Raw genomic sequence first — 17722 nt, 5'->3', positions numbered from 1 at the left:
GCGGCCATCTGAATAACTAACCTGGACTGAGAAATTTATGTCAATGCGTACTCACTACTGCGGCCTCACCACTGAAGCCTTGCTCGGACAAACCGTCAATCTGTGCGGCTGGGTGCATCGCCGGCGCGACCACGGCGGCGTCATTTTCATCGACTTGCGCGACCGCGAGGGTCTGGTGCAGATCGTCTGCAATCCGGAGCAGGCGGAAGTGTTCAAGGTGGCCGAGGTGGTGCGCAATGAGTTTTGCCTGCGCGTCACCGGCGTCGTCAAGCACCGCCTCGAAGGCACCGTCAACAACAACCTGAAGTCGGGCAAGATCGAAGTGGTGTGCTCGAACCTGGAAGTGCTGAACGCCTCGGTCACGCCGCCGTTCCAGCTGGACGACGACAATCTGTCGGAAACGACCCGCCTGACGCACCGCGTGCTGGACCTGCGCCGTCCGCAAATGCAAAACAATCTGCGCCTGCGCTACAAGGTGACGATGGAAGTGCGCAAGTATCTGGACGAGCTGGGTTTCATCGACATCGAAACGCCGATGCTGACCAAGTCGACCCCGGAAGGCGCGCGCGACTATCTGGTGCCGTCGCGTGTGAACGCCGGCAATTTCTTCGCGCTGCCGCAGTCGCCGCAGTTGTTCAAGCAGTTGCTGATGGTCGCCAACTTCGACCGCTACTACCAGATCACCAAATGCTTCCGCGACGAGGATTTGCGCGCCGACCGCCAGCCTGAGTTCACCCAGATCGACTGCGAAACCTCCTTCCTGTCCGAGCAGGAGATCCGCGACCTGTTCGAGAACATGATACGCATCGTCTTCAAGAACACGCTCGACATCGACCTGCCGAACCCGTTCCCGGTGATGGACTTCGCCACGGCGATGGGCCTGTACGGTTCGGACAAGCCGGACATGCGCGTCAAGCTGGCCTTCACCGACCTGACCCACGTCATGAAGGACGTCGACTTCAAGGTCTTCTCCGGCGCGGCGAACATGGAAAACGGCCGCGTCGTCGGTCTGTTGGTGCCGGGCGGCGCCAAAGAGGGTTCCGGCATGCCGCGCTCGGAAATCGACGCCTACACCCAGTTCGTCGCCATCTACGGCGCCAAGGGCCTCGCCTACATCAAGGTCAACGAGAAGGCCAAGGGCCGCGACGGCCTGCAATCGCCTATCGTGAAGAACCTGCACGACGCGGCGCTGGCGCAGATCGTCGAGCTGACCAATGCCCAGGATGGCGACTTGATCTTCTTCGGCGCCGACAAGGCGAAGGTCGTCAACGACGCCATCGGCGCGCTGCGCGTGAAGATCGGCCACAGCGAGTTCGGCAAGAAGGCCGGCCTGTTCGACGACAGCTGGAAGCCATTGTGGGTGGTCGACTTCCCGATGTTCGACTACGATGAAGAGTCGGACCGCTGGACCGCGACCCACCATCCGTTCACGGCGCCGAAAGACGGCCACGAAGACATGCTGGAAACCAATCCGGGCGCCTGCATCGCCAAGGCTTACGACATGGTCTTGAACGGTTGGGAACTGGGCGGCGGTTCGATCCGTATCCACCGCGAAGAGGTGCAGAGCAAGGTGTTCCGCGCGCTGAAGATCGACGCCGAGGAAGCGCAGCTGAAGTTCGGCTTCCTGCTCGACGCGCTGCAGTACGGCGCGCCGCCGCACGGCGGCCTGGCGTTCGGCCTGGACCGTATCGTGACCATGATGACCGGTTCCGATTCGATCCGCGACGTGATCGCCTTCCCGAAAACCCAGCGCGCCCAGTGCCTGCTGACCCAGGCGCCGTCGGAAGTGGATGAGAAGCAATTGCGCGAACTGCACATCCGCCTGCGCAGCGCCGAGCCGAAAGTCGTTTAATCGCCGTGCGGCCCGCTGAGGCGGGCCGTAGGATGGATAAAAAGGCGCGGGTGACTGCGCCTTTTCTTTTATTATGAGCCATAAAATCCCCGAATCCGTGTTGGTCGTCATCCATACCGCCGGGCTGGACGTGCTCTTGCTCGAACGCGCAGACCGTCCCGGTTTCTGGCAATCCGTCACCGGTTCGCTGGACGCGCCCGACGAGCCGCTGCTCGGCACGGCGGCGCGCGAACTGCGCGAGGAAACCGGCATCGTCGCCGACGGCGCGGCGATCCGCCTGCGCGACTGGCAGTTGTCGAACGTCTACGATATTTATCCGGTCTGGCGCCACCGCTACGCCCCCGGCGTGACGCAGAACACCGAGCACGTCTTCAGCGTCGAGGTGCCGCGCGACATCGCCGTCACGCTCAGCCCGCGCGAGCATCTGCGCTACGTCTGGCTGCCCTATCTGGAGGCGGCCGACCGCTGCTTTTCCTCGTCCAACGCGGAAGCCGTGCTGCAACTGCCGCAGCAGCTCAAGCAGGCGCGCCCATGCGCGGCGCCGCCAGTTGCCAAAAAAGATTTTTGAAAGCACCACGCGTCCTGTAAACTGCCGGGATTATTTCGTATCGGCAATGTTGAGTGCTTGCAAAGCAAGCGCGACCGATCCGCTTTCCCGTTTGATAGGATGAGGTGCTGGATGGAAGATGGTTTTGTTGTGCGGGACTACCCGCCGTTCTCGGTTCCCGGCAAGATCCGCACCTACGCGAAGGAGCAGTCCCTCTTCAAGATACTGGCCGTGTTCGCCGCCCTGTTCTGGTTGCTGCTGACGGTGGTGACGGTCGGCACGGTCTTGCTGGCCTTGCCCGTGTTATACCTGTTCGGCTTGCTGGGGCGCTCGTATTTCATCGCGCAGTTGCAGGGCAATGCCGTGCAGATCGGCCCGCAGCAACTGCCGCAATTGCATGCGCGTTTGCAGGCGTGCTGCCAGGCGGTCGGGCTGGACTTGCAGCCGGAGTTTTATCTGATGAGCGGCAACGGCGTGCTGAACGCCTTCGCCACCCGGTTCCTACGCCGCTACTACGTGGTGCTGTTGTCCGACATCGTCGATGCCCTGCACGACGATGAAGATGCCTTGAATTTTTACATAGGCCACGAGCTGGGCCATATCGCGCAGAAACATCTGGCGCGCCACTGGTGGCTCAGCTTCGTGATGCTGACGCCGCTGTTGGGCGCGGCGTACGCGCGCGCGCGCGAATACAGCTGCGATCAGTACGGCCTGGCCTGCTGCCACGACACGGACAGCGCGATGCGCGCCCTGGCGGTGTTGGCCGCCGGCAGCAAGCGCTGGAAAACCGTCAACCTGGACGCGTATATGGGGCAGAGCGAACGCAGCGGCGGTTTCTGGATGTCGCTCAACGAACTCACCGGTGACTACCCGTGGTTGTGCAAGCGCATCGCCCGCGTGCAGCGGGGCGACGCCGTGCAATTTCCCCGCCGCCACTGGCTGGCCTGGGGCTTGTCTGCGCTGGTGCTGCGCACCGGCTTCGGCGCTGTCGGCGGCTTGTTGCTGTATCTGTATCTGGGTGTCACGGCTGTCAGCCTGGCCATTCCCGCTTACGAGCAATACCAAAAGAACGCCGGGCGGGCCGAGAGGCATGCGCGCGGCAGGGTGGTTGAGCATGCCTACGCCAACGGCCTGGCGGCGGCCAGCAACGTCGAGCTCTTCCTTGTGCGCCACAAGCGCCTGCCCGCAACGGTGGCCGAGGCCGGCTTCACGCTGACGCCGCAGATGGTGCGGGACATCAGCATTGACCAGGACAGCGGCCGCCTGAGCATCGCCATGGTCGCGCCGTTGCAGGGCCAGCTCCTGTACCTGACCCCCGTGCCGCAGACCCCCGCCACCGGGGACGGCAAGTTCAACTGGATCTGCAGCGCCAGCCCCGCCGTGCCGGAGGCGGCCTTGCCGCGGGAGTGCCGCGCGGCGCCGGAGCCGGCTGCAGACGACGCCTGAGGCCGCGGCTGTGGCGCGGCCGCGCCGCGATTCGCCAAAGCATCATCGTTTGCGCCGGAAAGGGCGGCGATGGGGGTAAAATCATCCCATGAAGATCCGCGTAGCAACTTACAACATCCACAAAGGCGTTTCCTCGGTGCGCGGCCAACCCCGCGTGCATGCCTTGAAGCAGGCGATCGGCTTGTTCGACGCCGAAGTTGTCTTTTTGCAAGAGGTGCAGGGCCGCCACGACCGCCACGCCGCCCAGTACGGCGCCGCCAGCCACGGCCACAGGCACTGGCCGGACACGGCCCAGCACGAATTCTTCGCCGGCGCCTCGCACCACTCGGCCTACGGCATGAACGCCGTGTACGACCACGGCCACCACGGCAACGCGCTGCTGAGCGCCTTTCCCATCGGCGCCACGCGCAACCACGACGTCTCCGACCACGCCTTCGAGCAGCGCGGCATCCTGCATTGCGTGCTGAACACCCCGGCCGCCGACGTCCATTGCTACGTCGTCCACCTGGGGCTGTTCGAGGCGGGCCGCGGGCGCCAGACGGCGGCCCTGATCGAGGCCGTGATGGCGTCGGCGCCGCACGGCGAGCCCGTCATCATCGCCGGCGACTTCAACGACTGGCGCAACAGCCTCGGCGGCAAGCTGCGCGACGCCCTCGGCGTCAGCGAAGTGTTCGACCAGCGCGCCTCGAACTCGGCGCTGGGCGATCTGGTGCGCCAGTTGGCGCGCCGCCAGGCGCGCCCGGCGCCGGCGCCGGCGCGCACCTTCCCGGCCGCCTTGCCCTGCTTCCGCCTCGACCGCATCTATGTGCGCGGCTTCGAGGTCGAGACGGCGCAGGTGATGCACGGCACGCTGTGGGCGCGCCTGTCGGACCACGCGCCCATCGTCGCCACCCTGAAACTGGCGTAGACTGAGTCCATGCGCTCAGTTACCTATATCGCCGACAACGACATCACCCTGCTGCACAGCGGCACCGATTATTTCCCCGCCCTGATAGGCGCCATCGACGCCGCCCGCTTCGACATCTATTTTGAAACCTATATCTTCGCCGACGACGACACCGGCGCGGCCGTGCAGGCGGCGCTGATGCGCGCCGCCGCCCGCGGCGTCGTCGTCTGCATGATCACCGACTGGTTCGGCACCGGCAATGCGCGCGTGCGGCGCATGCACGCCGAGCTGGAGGCGGCGCAGGTCCAGCACCGCATCTTCAACCCCTGGTTCCGCCGCGGCGTCACGCGCACCCACCGCAAAATCTGCGTCGTCGACCGCCAGCTGGCGCTGGTCGGCGGCATTAACATCAACGACGATATGTATTGCGACCATGACCGCAGCATCCGCCTGGCCGCGCCGCGCTGGGACTTCGCCGTGGCGGTGCGCGGCCCGCTGGTGGCGGCCATCCACCAGGAGGCCCAGGCGCAGTGGGCGCGGCTGGGCAAGCTGGGCCTGTTCAAGCGCCTGCACCTGTACCGCGAAATGCGCGCCGTCAACAAGGAGCAGGCCCTGGACCAGGCCCGCAACGTCGTCAAGGCCGGCTTCGTCGTGCGCGACAACCTGCGCAACCGCCGCACCATCCAGCGCGCCTATCTGCAGGCGCTGGGCCGGGCGAAAAACAGCGTGCTGCTGGCCAATCCGTATTTCGCGCCCGGGCGCAAGTTCCGCGAGGCGCTGGCGTCGGCCGCCCGCCGCGGCGTCGAGGTGGTGCTGTTGATCGGCGTCGGCGAAATCTGGCTGCAGGACGCCGTCGCCCACTCCTTCTATCCGAAGCTGCTGGAGGCCGGCGTCAAGCTCGTCGAATACCGCAAGACCCAGTTGCACGCCAAGGTCGCCGTCGTCGACGACGACTGGGCCACGGTGGGGTCGAGCAATGTCGACGGCCTGAGCCTGTTCCTCAACCAGGAGGCGAACGTCGTCATCAAGGACGCCGCCTTCTCCCGGCACTTGCGCGGCCACATAGAGCGGGCCATCGCCGACGGCGTCGTCGTCCACCAGGACGATTTCGCCCACGTCGGGCGGTTCCGCCGCCTCGGCTACGAGGCCGCCTTCGTCTTGTACAAACTGGCGATGCGCGTCTTCGCCATCGGCAAATACGCTTAGGGAACCATGACAGAGACGGTAAGAATCGATAAATGGCTGTGGGCCGCGCGCTTTTTCAAGACCCGTTCGCTGGCCGCGGACGCCGTCGAGAAGGGCAAGGTGCGGGTCGCCGGCGAGCGCGTCAAGCCGGCCCGCCCGGTGCGCCTGGGCGACGAGCTGCTCGTCGACAACGGCGCCGACAGCTGGGAGCTGCGGGTGCGCGGCTTGTCGGAGCAGCGCGGCGGCGCCAGCGTGGCGCGCCTGCTGTACGGGGAAACGCCGGCCAGCGTGGCCCGCCGCGCCGCCGCGGCCGAGCAGCGCAAGCTGTACAGCGAGCCGGGCGCCGCCATCAAGGGCAGGCCGAGCAAGCGCGAGCGGCGCCAGTTGAGCCGGGTCGGCGGCGACACGCAGCAATAGCGGGGAAATGCTGCGCCGCAGCAATAGAACGCCGCCTCTAATGTTCCCGTTTGACTTTTATGCCCCGGTGGATAATAGTACGAGCGTTCGGAATTCTTTTCACACGAAGCGGGTTCATATCGTTGCGGACGTCTTCTTCCTCTGGACTAGAAACTCAGCTTTGAACGGAAATATCATCAATACATCAATTAAATTCATGCGCAAGGGGGAACTGACCCGCGCGGCCATCCTCGACGTCGCCCTGGACCTGTCCAGCCGCGACGGCCTGGAGGGCCTGACCATCGGCTTGCTCGCCGACAGGATGAACATGAGCAAGTCGGGGGTGTTTGCGCATTTCGGTTCGCGCGAAGACTTGCAGATGGAAGTGCTGAAGCTGTACCACCATCGCTTCGAGCAGGAAGTGTTTTTTCCGAGCATGAAGGAGCCGCGCGGGCTGGAACGCCTGAAGTCGATGTTTGCCCGCTGGATCAAGCGCGTCAGCGTCGAAATCGCCTCCGGCTGCATTTATATCAGCGGCGCGGTCGAGTACGACGACCGGCCGGGGCCGATCCGCGAGGAGCTGGTGTCGATGGTGCGGGCCTGGCAGGGCGCCTTGTTGCGCTGTGTCGAGCAGTCGGTCGAGACGGGCGATTTGAAGCCGGACACGGACCCGCAGCAGCTGGTGTACGAGATGTACGGCCTGATCCTGGGCTTGCACCACGATGCGCGCTTCCTGCGCATCCCCGGCAGCGTCGACCGGGCCAGGCTGGGCTTTGAGCGCCTCATCGAGAATTACCAGAATCCGCAGCCGCGCGTGCCGGCGGCTGCACCACAGACTTCGTAAGCCGTTGCGCGCCGCCGGCGCGCAACACCAGAACCACATTTAGAGCTAATTAGCCGCCAGGAGAAAAAACATGGGTCAATACGTCGCGCCAATCCGGGATATGCAATTCGTGCTGCATGAATTCCTGCAGGTTGAGCAAGAGTTGAAGCAAATGCCGCACTACGCCGAGGTCGACGCCGACATCATCAACCAGGTGCTGGAAGAGGGCGGCAAATTCACGTCCGAGGTGCTGTTCCCGCTGAACCACTCCGGCGACCGCGAAGGCTGCCACCACGACAAGACGACGCACGCCGTGACGACGCCGAAGGGCTTCAAGGAAGCCTACAAGCAGTATGTCGAGGGCGGCTGGGCGGCGCTGTCGTGCGCCCCGGAATACGGCGGCCAGGGCTTGCCCCTGGTGCTCAACAATTCCTTCTACGAAATGCTGAACTCCTCGAACCAGGCTTGGTCGATGTACCCCGGCCTGTCGCACGGCGCCTATGAGTGCCTGCTGGAGCACGGCACCGACGAACAGAAGCAACTCTACCTGCCGAAGCTGGTGTCGGGCGAATGGACCGGCACGATGTGCCTGACCGAATCGCACTGCGGCACCGACCTGGGCATGCTGCGCTCGAAGGCGCTGCCGCAGGCCGACGGTTCCTGGCTGATCACCGGCAGCAAGATCTTCATCTCGGCCGGCGAGCACGACATGTCGGAAAATATCTTGCACCTGGTGCTGGCCCGCGTGCCGGACGCGCCGGAAGGCTCGAAGGGCATTTCCCTGTTCCTGGTGCCGAAGTTCCTGCCGAACGCGGACGGCAGCGTCGGCGCGCGCAACCCGATCAGCTGCGGCGCGATCGAAGAAAAAATGGGCATCCACGGCAACTCGACCTGCCAGATGAACCTGGACGGCGCCAAGGGCTGGATCATCGGCCAGCCGAACAAGGGCTTGAACGCGATGTTCGTCTTCATGAACGCGGCCCGCCTGGGCGTCGGCATGCAGTCGCTGGGCCTGACCGAAGTGGCTTACCAGAACGCCCTGGCCTATGCCAAGGACCGCATCCAGATGCGCAGCCTGTCGGGCGTGAAGGCGCCGGAAAAAGCCGCCGACCCGATCATCGTGCATCCGGACGTGCGCCGCATGCTGTTGACGGCCAAGGCCTACGCCGAGGGCGCGCGCGCCTTCACCTCCTACGCCGCCCTGCAGATCGACCGCGAACTGCACCACCCGGACGAGGAGGTGCGCAAGGAGGCGGCCGACGAGGTGGCGCTGCTGACCCCGGTCATCAAGGCTTTCATCACCGACAACGGCTGGATCGCCACGTCGGAGGCGATGCAGGTGTTCGGCGGCCACGGCTACATCGCGGAATGGGGCATGGAGCAGTATGTGCGCGACGCCCGCATCAACCTGATCTACGAAGGCACCAACACGATCCAGTCGCTCGACCTGCTGGGCCGCAAGGTGTTGATGGACAACGGCGCCAAGCTGCGCAAGTTCGGCGCGAAGATCCAGGCGTTTGTTGAAGAAAACGGCACCGACGAGGCGATGAGCGAATTCGTCACGCCGCTGGGCGACCTGGGCGCGAAAGTGTCCAAGCTGACCATGGAAATCGGTATGAAGGCATTCCAGAACCCGGACGAAGTCGGCGCGGCGGCGGTACCTTACCTGCGCGTCGTCGGCCACCTGATCTACAGCTACTTCTTCGCGCAAATGGCGAAGATCGCGCTGGAAAAGGAAGCTTCGGGCGACAATTTCTACAAAGCGAAACTGGCCACGGCGCGCTTCTACTTCGCCCGCCTGCAACCGGAAACCGCCACCCTGATCCGTCAGGCGCGCTCCGGTTCGGCCAGCCTGATGGCGCTCGACGCCGACTTGTTCTAAGGGATAGAGGATTATTATGACCAATTTCATCGTTAAAAAAGTTGCCGTCCTCGGCGCCGGCGTGATGGGCGCGCAGATCGCCGCCCATTGCATCAACGCCAAAGTGCCGGTGGTGCTGTTCGACCTGCCGGCCAAGGAAGGCGCGAAGAACGGCATCGTGCTGCGCGCCATCGACAACCTGAAGAAACTCAGCCCCGCGCCGCTCGGCAACAAGGACGACGCGGCCCTGATCCAGGTGGCCAACTACGAAGACAATCTGGACCTGCTGGCCGGTTGCGACCTGATCATCGAAGCCATCGCCGAGCGCATGGACTGGAAGCACGACCTGTACCAGAAGGTCGCGCCGCACATCGCGCCGAACGCGATCTTCGCCTCGAACACCTCGGGCCTGTCGATCAACAAGCTGGCCGACGGCTTCGACGCGGCGCTCAAGCAGCGCTACTGCGGCGTGCACTTCTTCAACCCGCCGCGCTATATGCACCTGGTGGAATTGATCCCGACCGCCGCCACCAAGCCGGAAATCCTCGACCAGCTGGAAGCGTTCCTCACCACCACGCTGGGCAAGGGCGTCGTGCGCGCCAAGGACACGCCCAACTTCATCGCCAACCGCGTCGGCGTGTTCGGCATGCTGGCCACCATCCACGAAGCGGAGAAATTCGGCCTGTCCTGCGACGTCGTCGACGACCTGACCGGCGCCAAGCTGGGCCGCGCCAAGTCCGGCACCTTCCGCACGGCGGACGTGGTCGGCCTGGACACGATGGGCCATGTGATCAAGACCATGCAGGACAATCTGGCCGACGATCCCTTCTTCGCCGCCTACCAGACCCCGGCCGTGCTGGCCAAGCTGGTCGAAGCGGGCGCCCTGGGCCAGAAGTCCGGCGCCGGCTTCTACAAAAAAGTCGGCAAGGAAATCCAGCGCCTGGACTTCGCCACCGGCCAATACGTGGCCGGCGGCGGCAAGGCCGCCGACATCATCGCCCGCATCCTGAAGGAAAAGGATCCGGTCAAGAAAATGAAGGCGCTGCGCGAATCGACCAATCCACAGGGCCAGTTCCTGTGGGCGATCTTCCGCGACATTTTCCACTACATCGCCGTGCATCTGGACACCGTTGCCGACAACGCCCGCGACATCGATTTCGCCATGCGCTGGGGCTTCGGCTGGAACGTCGGTCCGTTCGAGACCTGGCAGGCGTCGGGCTGGAGCCAGATCGCCACCTGGATCAACGAAGACATCGCGGCCGGCCAGGCGCTGTGCGACGCGCCGTTGCCGGCCTGGGTGTTCGAGGGCGCGGTCGCCGAAAAAGGCGTGCACACGCCGGCCGGCTCCTACTCCGCCGTGTCGAACAGTTTCGTGCCGCGCTCCTCGCTGGCCGTGTATGAGCGCCAGCCATTCCGCGCGCCGGTGTTCGGCAGCGGCGCCATCGACGGCAAGAGCGCCGGCACCACCGTCTTCGAGGACGAGTCGGTACGCCTGTGGCACTGCGACGACGAGGTGCTGGTGATCTCGCTGAAAACCAAGATGCACGTGATCGGCGAAGGCGTCATCAACGGCCTGAAAATGGCCCTGGCCGAAGCCGAGAAGAACTTCAAGGGCCTGGTGATCTGGAACGCCGACGCGGCCGAAGGCGGCGCGTTCTCGGCCGGCGCCGACCTGCAGGCGGCCCTGCCGCTGTTCATGCAAGGCGGCGCCAAGGCGATGGAGCCGGGCATCAAGCTGTTGCAAGACACCTTCATGGCGATGAAATACTCGAACGTGCCCGTGGTGGCCGCCGTTGCCGGCCTGGCCCTGGGCGGCGGCTGCGAGCTGGCGCTGCACGCCTCCAAGCGCGTCGCCTCGATCGAATCCTACATCGGCCTGGTCGAAGTGGGCGTCGGCCTGATCCCGGCCGGCGGCGGCCTGAAGGAAGCGGCGGTGCGCGCGGCCAAGGAAGCCCAGGGCACGGACATCCTGCAATTCCTGAAAACCGGCTTCACCAACGCGGCCACCGCGAACGTGTCGAAATCGGCCCTGGAAGCCAAGAAGATGGGTTATCTGTCGGCTTCCGACGTCATCGTCTTCAACCCTTACGAGTTGCTGCACGTCGCCAAGGTGGAGGCGCGCGCCATGTTCGACGCCGGCTTCCGTCCGCCGCTGGCGACGCTGGTGCCGGTCACGGGCCGCTACGGCTGGGGCACGATCAAGGCGCAGCTGGTCAATATGCGCGACGGCGGCTTCATCTCCGCGCACGACTTCAAGCTGGGCGAGATGATCGCCGAGATCGTTTCGGGCGGCGACGTCGACCAGGGCAGCCTGGTCAGCGAACAGTGGTTCCTCGACATGGAGCGTAAAGCCTTCCTGGAGCTGCTGAACCATCCGAAATCCCAGGAACGTATCATGGGCATGATGCAAACCGGCAAGCCGGTGCGCAACTAAGCGGGTCCATGTCTATCCTGACCCTGGCATTTAAAGTATTACTGCGCGTGAGGCCGAGCATGGTGTACCAGAGAATCAAGCAGCAAATGATGGACACCTTGCCCTTCGTGCGCCTGCTGGGGATATCGATAGACGAGATCGGCGCCGGCACCTCCGCGGTGTCGATGCCGGCGGACCCGAAGCTCAACAACCACCTGGGCACGCAGCACGCCGGGGCGCTGTTCACGCTGGCCGAAACGGCCTCCGGCGCGGCGATGGCGGGCGGCTTCGCCGACCTGATCCTCGGCCTGCGCCCGGTCGCGAAGGAGTCGCGCATCCAGTACCAGAAGGTGGCCAAGGGCGCCACGCGCGCCGTCGGCCGGGTGCCGGGCGACCTGGCCGCGCTGAAGGCGCAACTGAAGGCGGACGGCAAGGTGGCGTTCCCGGTCGAGGTCGACATTTTCGACGCGGCCGGCACGCTGGCGGCGCAGGTGCAGGTCGACTGGTATTTATCGGAAAAGCGCTAAGGCTGGTTTCCAGGTTTTCAGAACTTCGACAGAACTTCGATCAAAAATTTTTGAAAGAACAAAATGAGCAAACAACTTCAAGACGCATACATCGTCTCAGCAACCCGCACCCCGATCGGCAAGGCGCCGCGCGGCATGTTCAAGAACACCCGTCCGGACGACCTGCTGGTGCGCGTGCTGCAATCGGCGCTGGCGCAGGCGCCCGGCCTGGACCCGGCGCTGATCAGCGACGCCATCATCGGCTGCTCGTTCCCGGAAGCGGAGCAGGGCTTCAACATCGCGCGTAACGCGGTGCTGCTGGCCGGCCTGCCGAAAACCATAGGCGGCGTCACCGTCAACCGCTACTGCGCGTCCGGCATCACCGCCATCGCCATGGCCGCCGACCGCATCCGCGTCGGCGAGTGCGACGCCATGATCGCCGGCGGCATCGAGTCGATGTCGATGGTGCCGATGATGGGCCACCACCCGTCGATGAACCTGAACATGTTCAGCGACGAAAACGTCGGCATGGCCTACGGCATGGGCCTGACCGCGGAAAAAGTGGCGACCCAGTGGAAAATCTCGCGCGAGGCGCAGGACGCCTTCGCCGTCGAATCGCACCGCCGCGCCATCGCCGCGCAGCAGGCCGGTTTCTTCAAGGATGAAACCACGCCGGTCGAGATCATCACCCGCACGCCCAACCTGGCCACCGGCCAGGTCGACGTCAAGACCCGCACCGTCGACACCGACGAGGGCGCGCGCGCCGATTCGAGCCTCGAATCGCTGGCGAAACTCAAGCCGGTGTTCGCCGCCAAGGGCTCCGTCACGGCCGCCAACAGCTCGCAGATGTCGGACGGCGCAGGCGCGCTGCTGATCGTCAGCGAAAAATTCCTGCGCGAGCACAACCTGACCCCGCTGGCGAAATTCTCCTCGTTCGCCGTGCGCGGCGTGCCGCCGGAAATCATGGGCATCGGCCCGAAAGTGGCGATTCCGGAAGCCTGCAAGGCGGCCGGCATCACCCAGGACCAGCTGGACTGGATCGAGCTGAACGAGGCGTTCGCCGCGCAGGCGCTGGCCGTCATCGGCGACCTGGGCCTGGACCCGGCGAAAGTGAACCCGATGGGCGGCGCGATCGCCCTCGGCCACCCGCTGGGCGCGACCGGCGCCATCCGCGCCGCGACGACGATCCACGCGCTGCGCCGCAACAACCTGAAGTACGGCATGGTCACCATGTGCGTCGGCGCCGGCATGGGCGCCGCGGGGATTTTCGAGCGCATGTAATATTGGGTTAAAATCAACATCAAAGGGCGCGACAGGAATTCCTGGGCGCCCTTCTTTACATTTGGAGACAGCATGGATATTTTGTGCAGCAAGGCCGACGGCATCCTGACGATAGAATTCAACCGCCCGGAGCGCAAGAACGCGATCACCTCGCTGATGTACCAGGCGATGGCCGACGCCCTCAACGACGGCGAGCAAGACGCCGCCGTGCGCGCCATCCTGATCGTCGGCAAGCCGGAGATCTTCACGGCCGGCAACGACCTGGACGACTTCATGAAGGGCGCCAAGCCGGTTGCCGGCGAAGTGTTCGAGGAGCGCCCCGTGTTCCGCTTCATGCGCGCCCTCAACGGCGCCAGCAAGCCGGTGGTGGCGGCCGTCTCCGGCGCCGCCGTCGGCATCGGCACGACGCTGCTGATGCATTGCGACCTCGTCTACGCGGCCGATAACGCCAAGTTCTCCATGCCCTTCGCGCAACTGGGCCTGTGCCCGGAGTTCGCCTCCAGCCTGCTCTTGACGCAACTGGCCGGCTACCCGCGCGCGGCGGAAAAACTGATGCTGGGCGAAGCTTTCCCGGCCCAGGAGGCGCTGGACATGGGCCTGGTGTCGAAGGTGCTGCCGCTCGACGAGCTGCTGCCGTTCGCCCGGCGCCAGGCCGCCAAGCTGGTGGCGCTGCCGGCCGCGTCCATCCGCACCACCAAGCAATTGATGAAGAGCAGCCGCGCCGCGCCCATCGTCAGCACCATGGCCGAGGAAAACAAGCTGTTCGGCGCGATGCTGCTGGCGCCGGAGGCGAAGGAAGCCTTCACCGCCTTCTTCGAGAAGCGCAAGCCGGACTTCAGCAAGTTCGCCTGAGCGCCTTGCGGCAAGACAGGGAGCCTTCGTGACGCCACTCTCGTCCCGCGAACTATGCCTGCGCCCGTATGAAGAGGGCGACGCGGCGGCGTTCGCGGCCGCCGTGCGCGAGTCCGTTGCCACGGTGGGCCGCTGGATGCCGTGGTGCCACGACGGCTACACGCTTGCCGACGCCCTCGACTGGTTCGCGTTCTGCGCGCGCGAGCGCGCCAGCGGCGCCGCCCACGAGTTCGGCGTCTTCAGCGCCGACGGCGGCGAACTGCTGGGCGGCGCCGGCTTGAACCAGATCAACCGGCAGCACAATTTCTGCAACCTCGGTTACTGGGTGCGCCAGTCGCGCCAGCGGCGCGGCGTCGCCACGCGCGCCGTGCAGGCGCTGGCCGCATTCGGTTTCGCCGAACTGGCGCTGACCCGCATCGAGATCGTCGTCGCCCAGGGCAACGCGCCCAGCGATGCCGTGGCGCGCAAGGCCGGCGGCCACTTCGAATGCCTGGCGCGGAACCGCCTGCTGGTCGACGGCCAGCCCGTCGCCGCCTCCGTCTTTGCGCTCTTCCCATAGGCTGCCATTGCCGCGAGGCGGCGCGCGGAAAATAAATTTCCACGAGGCATTGTTATTTTGTCATATGCCACCCATATCCATGCTTCCTCCTCCTTTTCTCGAAATGGGTCGTGATGTCCGCTTATCTGCTTGTCGCTTTGCTGGCCGCCGTTGATCTGTGGCTGGCCGTTCCCGCCACCCTGGCGTTAAAGATCGATCCGCTCGCGGCCTTCTTCCTGATCGCCACCACCTCATCCGTCGGCGCCCTGCTCACCATTTTCTGCGCCAGCAAAGCCCAACTGCGCTTGGCGGCGAGATTCGGCTCCGCCAGCTTCTTCGGCGGCAGAACAAAAAAGCACATGGATAAATTCGGCACGGCTGGCCTGGGCCTGATGGCGCCGCTCGTGCTCGGCCCCCTGCTGACCTGCGTGTGCGGCGTGGCCTTGGGCGCCAAGCCGCGGCAACTGGCCATGTACGCCGTCGCCGGCGCCGTGATCTGGTCCGGCCTGATCTACTTCCTGCTGGCGGCGCAAGTGCTGCATTTTCCCGGGCGCTGAGGCGCGCGCGGGAAGCGTTTGACGCGGGCGGCGAATTGCCGCAGAATTGCGCCTCTTGATTAACCCAATTTAATGAAAGGACCGAGCATGTCAGGTAAGGCTAGCAGTCAAGCGCATCACAACTAGCCTCGGGCATGCCTGCCCGGGGTCGTCGGCCATTGTTGCCGATCCCGAGCCGGTCGTTCCATTCTTGAACCCCGGTGAGGAAACTCGCCGGGGTTTTTGTTTTTTTGGGCGCGCCGCAGCGCGCCGCCAGCCCCGGCATGACAAAGCATAGGAGATGGTTATGTCGATTAAAATCAAGATCCCCGTAGCCAAGCCGCGCAACCGGCTGGCGCTGGCGGGCCGCTTGCGCCGGGCCGGCTCGCATGAGGGCGAGCAGCCGGCGCGGCGCGCGCGGCGCGCGGAAAAACACAGCCTGCATCTGCTGCTGTCGGGCCGTAAAACCGGCCGCGAGGAGGATTCCTGAGGCGCGCCGCGCCTCAGTGTTCGCCGTAGCGGGCGCGGATGGCGGGCAGGGTGCCGCGCTTTTCCAGGCGGGCGATGGCGGCGTTGATGTCGTCGAGCTCGGCCTGGCTGGTGCTGCTGGCGTTGAGCATCAGGTGCACGGGCGCGCGCAGCACGACGAAGGGCAGGGCGGCGATGGCCAGCCCCTGCCGCTTCGCCTCGTAGCGCAGCGCCGCCGAGTCGCCGAGGATCAGCTCGGCGCGTTCGGCGTCGAGCATGCGGATGCCCTGGCGGAAACTGCCGAAGGTGTTCAGGCTGCCGCTCGCTTCCAGGCCCGGCATGGCCCGCGCGTAGTCGCGCCCGTACCAGCCGACGCGCGGCGCCAGCAGGGGCACGTGCGCTTGCTGGATCGCGGCGAAGGTGTCGAGGTGGCGGTATTTGGCCAGTTTCGCCGACATCGTGAACAGGCCGACCGATTCGTGCCGGTAGGCGACGCTGAAGCGGGCGTAGGCTTGCCTGTCCTTGGTTTCGGAGGCGGCCAGCATCAGGTCGAGCTCGCCTTGCTGGAACAGCATCTGGCGCCGCGCCGCCGGCAATTCTTTTTCGACCACGAGGGTGCAGCGAGCTTCCTTGAGGATGGCGGCGACCAGCTCGAAGTCCAGGCCGGTCGGACGGGCCTGGGCGTCGCGGTAGACATACGGCGGCCAATGCTCGAACGCCAGCTTCAGGTTGCAGGGGAGGGCCGGCACGCTGATCGCTGGGAGCGCCAATGCGAGAAGAAAATGGCGCGCGCGCATATCGGTTCCTTTCGTGCCGGAAGTGTTCAAGGTGACGGCGATGGAGCCGTATTGCCTGGCCACTATACTGCCGGCCATGAAACGATGATACTCTTTATCCGCGCCGGCTTTCAATGCATATCGAACAGATAGTTACCGGCGCCGTGTAACGAACATGGCGGTTTTCCACTCATTCAAATCGAGGTGTGCTCCGATGCGCTGCCGACTGCTCCGTTGTCTCATCGTGGCGCTGCTCGGCGCGCTGCTGTCCATGCGCGCCCACGCCGGCGCGGCGCTGGTGCTGCTGAGCGACTTCGGCACCGCCGACGGCGCCGTCTCGGCCATGCACGGTGTCGCCTACGGCGTCGACCCGGCCTTGCGGGTGGCCGACCTGACGCACCAGATCCCCGAGTACGACATCTGGCTAGGCGCCTACCGCCTGTACCAGACGGCCAACTACTGGCCGGAGGGCAGCGTCTTCGTCGCCGTCGTCGACCCCGGCGTCGGCACCAGCCGCAAGCCGGTGGTGCTGAAGACGCGCGCCGGGCGCTACTTCGTCGGCCCCGACAACGGCCTGTTCACGCTGATCGCCGAGCGCGACGGCGTCGCCGAGCTGCGCGAAATCGACACGGCGCGCCAGCGCCTGGCCGGTTCGGCCGACTCGCACACCTTCCACGGCCGCGACATCTTTGCCTATGTCGGCGCGCGCCTGGCCTCGGGGGCGATCCGCTACGACGAGGTGGGGCCGGCGCTGCCGTCCGACGCCGTCGTGCGCATCGCCTACCAGAAACCGTCGCGGACCGGCGCCGTGCTGCGCGGCATCATCCCGGTGCTCGACGAGAAGTACGGCAATGTGTGGACGAGCATTCCCAAGGCCCTGCTGGACGAATTGCAGGTGGCCGCCGGCGACCGGCTGGAGGTGCGCATACTGCACCGGGGCCGCCAGGTGGCCAGGGTGGTGGCGCCGTTCCAGCACAGCTTCGGCGCCGTCGCCAGGGGCCGGCCGCTGGTCTATCTGAACAGCATGCTCGACGTCGCCGTCGCCGTGAACCAGGGCAGTTTCGCCGCGCGCCACCGCATCGGCGCCGGCGTCGACTGGCAGGTCGAGCTGCGCAAGGCGGCCCGCTAGTTCCGCTTTAGATTCAAATTGCATATACAAGCGATTTTTAATTCGTTCCGGTAATGAAATCATGTGGTTATAGTGGACTTTCCCTGCCTCCACTGATCGATTTTATGTTGCGCTTCACTTTAGCCCCGTTTGCCATCCCCCGCCGGCCGCTGCTCTACATGCAATGCATGTCGCAGTGCATGCGCCGCGCCGCGTAGTCCCCGCAACCCTGTCTCACTTGCAGCACT

At 65.2% G+C, this 17722-nt stretch carries 17 protein-coding genes; 16 read left to right on the top strand and 1 reads right to left on the bottom strand.

The window, feature by feature from the left end; genetic code table 11:
- Nucleotides 1-37: 37 nt before the first annotated feature.
- The 15 genes from aspS (at nt 38) to OIK44_RS21625 (ending at nt 15612) form a co-directional block, all read left to right on the top strand.
- Nucleotides 38-1852: an aspartate--tRNA ligase gene (gene aspS / locus OIK44_RS21695; protein ID WP_273673862.1), complete on the top strand. Its 1815-nt coding sequence runs from the start codon at nt 38-40 to the stop codon at nt 1850-1852.
- A gap of 73 nt (nt 1853-1925) precedes the next feature.
- Entirely contained in the window at nt 1926-2420 is a 495-nt protein-coding gene (gene nudB / locus OIK44_RS21690; RefSeq protein ID WP_273673861.1) for a dihydroneopterin triphosphate diphosphatase, read from the top strand.
- A 111-nt stretch (nt 2421-2531) separates the two neighbouring features.
- Complete coding sequence (locus tag OIK44_RS21685; protein WP_273673860.1) at nt 2532-3845, top strand: M48 family metallopeptidase; 1314 nt, start codon at nt 2532-2534, stop codon at nt 3843-3845.
- An 88-nt stretch (nt 3846-3933) separates the two neighbouring features.
- On the top strand, nt 3934-4752 hold the full coding sequence (locus tag OIK44_RS21680; protein ID WP_273673859.1) for an endonuclease/exonuclease/phosphatase family protein: 819 nt from the start codon (nt 3934-3936) through the stop codon (nt 4750-4752).
- Nucleotides 4753-4761: 9 nt separating this feature from the next.
- On the top strand, nt 4762-5937 hold the full coding sequence (locus OIK44_RS21675) for a phospholipase D-like domain-containing protein (protein WP_273673857.1): 1176 nt from the start codon (nt 4762-4764) through the stop codon (nt 5935-5937).
- A 6-nt stretch (nt 5938-5943) separates the two neighbouring features.
- Entirely contained in the window at nt 5944-6333 is a 390-nt protein-coding gene (locus OIK44_RS21670; protein ID WP_273673856.1) for an RNA-binding S4 domain-containing protein, read from the top strand.
- 196 nt (nt 6334-6529) lie between these two features.
- Nucleotides 6530-7156, top strand: coding sequence for a TetR/AcrR family transcriptional regulator (locus tag OIK44_RS21665; RefSeq protein ID WP_273673855.1), 627 nt, complete (start codon nt 6530-6532; stop codon nt 7154-7156).
- Nucleotides 7157-7226: 70 nt separating this feature from the next.
- On the top strand, nt 7227-9017 hold the full coding sequence (locus OIK44_RS21660; protein WP_273673853.1) for an acyl-CoA dehydrogenase C-terminal domain-containing protein: 1791 nt from the start codon (nt 7227-7229) through the stop codon (nt 9015-9017).
- A gap of 16 nt (nt 9018-9033) precedes the next feature.
- Nucleotides 9034-11430, top strand: a complete 2397-nt coding sequence (locus OIK44_RS21655; protein ID WP_273673852.1) for a 3-hydroxyacyl-CoA dehydrogenase/enoyl-CoA hydratase family protein — start codon at nt 9034-9036, stop codon at nt 11428-11430.
- Nucleotides 11431-11438: 8 nt separating this feature from the next.
- A complete protein-coding gene (locus OIK44_RS21650) occupies nt 11439-11936 on the top strand; it encodes a PaaI family thioesterase (protein ID WP_273673851.1) in 498 nt (165 codons plus the stop codon).
- A 63-nt stretch (nt 11937-11999) separates the two neighbouring features.
- Complete coding sequence (locus tag OIK44_RS21645) at nt 12000-13196, top strand: acetyl-CoA C-acyltransferase (RefSeq protein ID WP_273673850.1); 1197 nt, start codon at nt 12000-12002, stop codon at nt 13194-13196.
- 72 nt (nt 13197-13268) lie between these two features.
- Nucleotides 13269-14048, top strand: coding sequence for an enoyl-CoA hydratase (locus OIK44_RS21640; protein ID WP_273673849.1), 780 nt, complete (start codon nt 13269-13271; stop codon nt 14046-14048).
- A gap of 28 nt (nt 14049-14076) precedes the next feature.
- On the top strand, nt 14077-14607 hold the full coding sequence (locus tag OIK44_RS21635) for a GNAT family N-acetyltransferase (protein ID WP_273673848.1): 531 nt from the start codon (nt 14077-14079) through the stop codon (nt 14605-14607).
- Nucleotides 14608-14720: 113 nt separating this feature from the next.
- Entirely contained in the window at nt 14721-15143 is a 423-nt protein-coding gene (locus OIK44_RS21630) for a hypothetical protein (RefSeq protein WP_273673847.1), read from the top strand.
- Nucleotides 15144-15429: 286 nt separating this feature from the next.
- A complete protein-coding gene (locus OIK44_RS21625) occupies nt 15430-15612 on the top strand; it encodes a hypothetical protein (RefSeq protein ID WP_273673845.1) in 183 nt (60 codons plus the stop codon).
- Nucleotides 15613-15625: 13 nt separating this feature from the next.
- On the opposite strand, the gene OIK44_RS21620 is transcribed toward OIK44_RS21625, so the two are convergent.
- Nucleotides 15626-16465: a substrate-binding periplasmic protein gene (locus OIK44_RS21620; RefSeq protein ID WP_273673843.1), complete on the bottom strand. Its 840-nt coding sequence runs from the start codon at nt 16463-16465 to the stop codon at nt 15626-15628.
- 115 nt (nt 16466-16580) lie between these two features.
- Here OIK44_RS21620 and OIK44_RS21615 point away from each other — a divergent pair, with 115 nt between their 5' ends.
- On the top strand, nt 16581-17495 hold the full coding sequence (locus OIK44_RS21615) for an SAM hydrolase/SAM-dependent halogenase family protein (RefSeq protein WP_273673841.1): 915 nt from the start codon (nt 16581-16583) through the stop codon (nt 17493-17495).
- Nucleotides 17496-17722: the final 227 nt, after the last annotated feature.

It is taken from the genome of Janthinobacterium fluminis, assembly GCF_028595325.1.
GTDB classification, from domain to species: Bacteria; Pseudomonadota; Gammaproteobacteria; order Burkholderiales; family Burkholderiaceae_D; genus Janthinobacterium; species Janthinobacterium fluminis.
The sequence above is the reverse complement of the archived record's forward strand: the minus strand, read 5'-3'. Positions and strand labels throughout refer to the sequence as shown.